The organism is Acinetobacter sp. YH16038, from assembly GCF_013417275.1.
In the GTDB taxonomy this organism is placed as follows: domain Bacteria; phylum Pseudomonadota; class Gammaproteobacteria; order Pseudomonadales; family Moraxellaceae; genus Acinetobacter.
Map to the genome: position 1 here is coordinate 1 of NZ_VPEG01000033.1, position 3,740 is coordinate 3,740.

Consider the following 3,740-nt stretch of genomic DNA (forward strand, 5'->3'; position numbering starts at 1 on the left):
AAAATCATTTGAATGATTTCTTCTTGGTCTACGTGCCATAAAATACTCCATATATTGATGTTTATAACATCATTTGAGGAGCAGAATATCACTTATAGGAGTTGTTCAAATTTACGGATCCATCTCTATACCATCTTTCGTATAACGTTTAGAATTCGTTAATACTTTTGGAGAAAATAATCGATCAATTTCATCACGGGCAATGATCTCATTATAATAAATCTCATCTTTTCCGTGATCCTCCCTTCTCATACCACCTTCTAGTATACAATCTTTAAAAGGGAAATCTAAAATAACATCGGAGTTATAATCTAAATATTTACCAGAACTAGTTAAGCCTACTTTATTACGATACTTAGTAAAACTATCAGCCCAATACTCTTTATATTTCAAAAGACTAATTAGCTTATCGAAATCAAAAATTAGGATGCCATCTACATCGGTACTATAAATGGATTTGATCTTATCGTTACTAATTAGAGCTTTTACAAGATCCACTTCTTTTTTTTGAATTGCATCAATCACGAGAGATCTTTGGAGATTTTTACCATTCCAGAATTTTGGAAACTGCTTAAGAATTCCATTTAGCGTTTGAATTAGAGCTGTATCCATGAATTACTACCGATGCTAAAAATTTGTGAATGCGGAATTATATGCGATTCTATTCCCATTCATCTTAGATATTTAACTAACAGATCTTAGACTAGATCATGAGTTGTACGATTTACTCACTTCATTAAGAAGATTCTTTTAAATTTTTCTCATCTTTTATATGTTCGGTAACTCTTATCATCCAATACATCAATACAAAAAATGGAATAAGCAGAATTAAAAGGTAAAGGATACTAAAATTCAGAAAGTATCTGGCAAAAGATAAGATTGTCAGTAAAACCAATAATCCGCAAACCGTATAGACAATTTTATTGCGTTTACTAATTAGCTCGACAATAGAAAGATCCTGATTTTTCATTCTATGATTCCTAGTAGCTTGTGCAATACTGCATTTCCCTATAACCATGTAGCATATTCACCAGAACCATGAGTTGATTAAGGTACGTACTAGGTAGCCCTTCTAGCTCAGGGAATTTTTCCCACATTAGATATTTATCTTTGTAGAGAAAGCAATTTTTCTTAAATTTCTCTTGGCCTGATAACTCAATTTTCATTTGTTCAAGCTGCTTAAAATGCTCAACCACATCGTCTGGAATCGGCATATTGAGAGCTACACTTTTACCATTTAACCAATATTGGATTGGTCGGACGTTAATAGATTCATTAAAGCCTATAGCTTTGAAATAATCGCGTATCGCTTCAGGGTTGTAAAATCCCAATGATTCAACTAGCAGTTTAAAATCTGCATTTGTCATTCTTTACCGTCCTTAATCAGATTAAATTTGATTATATAGTCCACAGGTGGACAATACAAGCAATATCCCAAGTTTAACCTTCTATTGGTTTTTGTAGATTATGGACTGCCAATATTATTGTCTGGTCAATAATCTCTAAAACGTCTAATCCCGATGCTTGGATAAATGCTGCAAGCTGCAGCGTTTATCCAGGCATCTATATTACCTATCTAATCTAGATCCATAGCAGATATATCAGAGCAAAGTGTCTACTTTGCGAACTGGTGCAATCAGTTAAATTTTCCCTTCCCTGATTACCGTTGATTTTCAAGTGAGCTTTAAAAAGCTGTGCTTTTTAAATGGCGACCGCAGAAAATAAACTGCTCCCATTTGATCTAGTAGCGGGATATAAAAAAACACCCGTAATGGGTGTTTTCGTGGCCTAGATTATCGAGATATATCTTTATTTTTATTTCTCTCTTGAGTTTTAACTTGTGGCTGCTGTACTGGCTGCTGTTTTGGAGCATTGGCATCATAAGCCGTTAATTTTGGCTTATGAAATTTCTGATTTTGAATATCGGCATTATGTTGAATCTGAAGCTTAGTTTTATCATTTTTGGTTAAAGCTTTTTCAGTTGTTTCTTTCAATTTACTCAAGCTTTGAGCTTCCCACTTCCCTTTATTTGCCAATGTTTGAACTCTTGCGCCTGTTGGCAGTCCAGTTTTAGGATCAATTTCTTTAGTATTCACTTCGACTTTGTTAGACCCTTTATAGGTCAGGACAATATCATCATTCTTAATGATATTTTGTTCTTTCAAAGTACGTTCCAGATCCTTCGCCCAGATTGTACTTTTTTCACCTTTACTATTTTCAATAGTGGCGTAGTAGCTACTGTTATTTTTAGGATCATGCTTATAAGGTGCTTCACCATGATCTACTAATTTTCCAACGTGCATTTTTTTCTGATTAAGCTGTTCAACCGCAACGTCTATACTGGCTGTGCGCTGCTTTTCTGTGAAACCATCAGCTTTCATTTTTTTATCAAAAACTGTCAGTAAAGCTTTTTCCTGTTCTGACAGGTTATTAATTTTTTCCTTCCGTTCCTGTGCAGGATCTACTTTATCCTTCTCATTTAAAGGCTTCTCTTTCTGGCGTTCATTACCCTTTTCAATAGTATTGTGAACTACCTCTTTACCTTGTTCTTTTTTCATATCATTGAGCAAGGCTAGATCAATATCACGAGGTTCATAACCCTTTACTGTCATGCCCTTCATTGAAGCTTCAAGCCATACATTCCGTTTAAATTCTTCAGAGCCTTTAACCTGTATTGTTTCCCATTTTTTAGCTTTTGCTACCTCCACCATTGAAGCAGCAATATGTTTATCATCAATTGTGGTTTTTAAAGCTTTTCCAGAATCTTCAAAAGCTACTTTTTCAGGATTACCTTTAAAGTGATATTTGTCATCTACCACATAATATTTATTGAGCAATGCTTTAGGTATGCCTTCTTCACTCGATTCTTTACTGTCATCAGCTTTTAGCTTTTTGGTATCAGTTACCTTAGTTTCTTCAGGATCTTGATTAATACCTTTTGTACTTTTTGAAATATCTATATTTTCAGCTTTTTCAATCGAATTGACTTCAGCTTGATTTGTTTCTAACGTCTGGCCAAGTTTGGTATAGCCTGTTTGTTCTTTATTAAAACTAGGTTTATCGACCTTGTTTGCTTCAGTCATGATCAAGTCCTTATTGATTAGAAATATTTTGGCGACGTGCTGCTTCGTCAATAATCATTTTGGTTTGAATATATTTGTCTGTTAGAAGTGCAATTTGTCTTTCAGTTTCAGTGCTTAAATCTTTATTTTGCTGATATACAGCTATGCTTTGCATATAGTTTTTTACAGTGTCAGGCTGATTAACCGCTTTAGATGAAAAGCCATTAGGACTGGTCACGGCTTTATTTGAAGTACAGCCCACAACTGAAAAAGATAGGGCAAGGCTGATTAATGTAAGAGAGATTTTTTTCATGATAGTTTCCTTATTTAGAATTAACTTGGTCTGAAAACGCCTGATAAACGTCATCAATATCTGAATTTTCTATAGATCCGTTTTGACCTTCATCGACTGCAACTAGATTTTCCACTTGTTCTGGTTCATCGACTGCAACCAGATTTTCCATTTCTGCAATCATAGCCAGAGGATCTGATTCATCTGCTGCAACTAGATTTTCCGCTTGTTCTAGTTCATCGACTGCAACCAGATTTTCCATTTCTGCAATCATGGCCAGAGGATCTGATTCATCTGCTGCAACTAGATTTTCCGCTTGTTCTGGTTCATCGACTGCAACCAGATTTTCCATTTCTGCAATCATGGCCAGAGGATCTGATTCATCG

Annotated in this window: 5 protein-coding genes and 1 pseudogene; all 6 read right to left on the reverse strand. The window is 34.9% G+C overall.

The features are described from left to right. Positions 1-111: 111 nt before the first annotated feature. Positions 112-612 carry a site-specific DNA-methyltransferase gene (locus FTV34_RS13400; RefSeq protein WP_180070509.1) on the reverse strand — a complete coding sequence of 167 codons (501 nt, stop codon included), beginning with the start codon at positions 610-612 and terminating at the stop codon, positions 112-114. A 124-nt stretch (positions 613-736) separates the two neighbouring features. Further along, positions 737-970: a hypothetical protein gene (locus FTV34_RS13405; RefSeq protein ID WP_034686370.1), complete on the reverse strand. Its 234-nt coding sequence runs from the start codon at positions 968-970 to the stop codon at positions 737-739. A 10-nt stretch (positions 971-980) separates the two neighbouring features. Continuing rightward, positions 981-1,367, reverse strand: a complete 387-nt coding sequence (locus FTV34_RS13410) for a hypothetical protein (RefSeq protein WP_005248689.1) — start codon at positions 1,365-1,367, stop codon at positions 981-983. A gap of 426 nt (positions 1,368-1,793) precedes the next feature. Continuing rightward, positions 1,794-3,083 (reverse strand): LPD7 domain-containing protein, encoded by a 1,290-nt coding sequence (locus tag FTV34_RS13415; RefSeq protein ID WP_015060274.1) that lies wholly within the window; start codon positions 3,081-3,083, stop codon positions 1,794-1,796. A gap of 10 nt (positions 3,084-3,093) precedes the next feature. Further along, on the reverse strand, positions 3,094-3,375 hold the full coding sequence (locus tag FTV34_RS13420; protein WP_005248700.1) for a hypothetical protein: 282 nt from the start codon (positions 3,373-3,375) through the stop codon (positions 3,094-3,096). 10 nt (positions 3,376-3,385) lie between these two features. Continuing rightward, positions 3,386-3,740, reverse strand: a pseudogene (locus FTV34_RS13425) (type IV secretory system conjugative DNA transfer family protein); the annotation flags it as partial.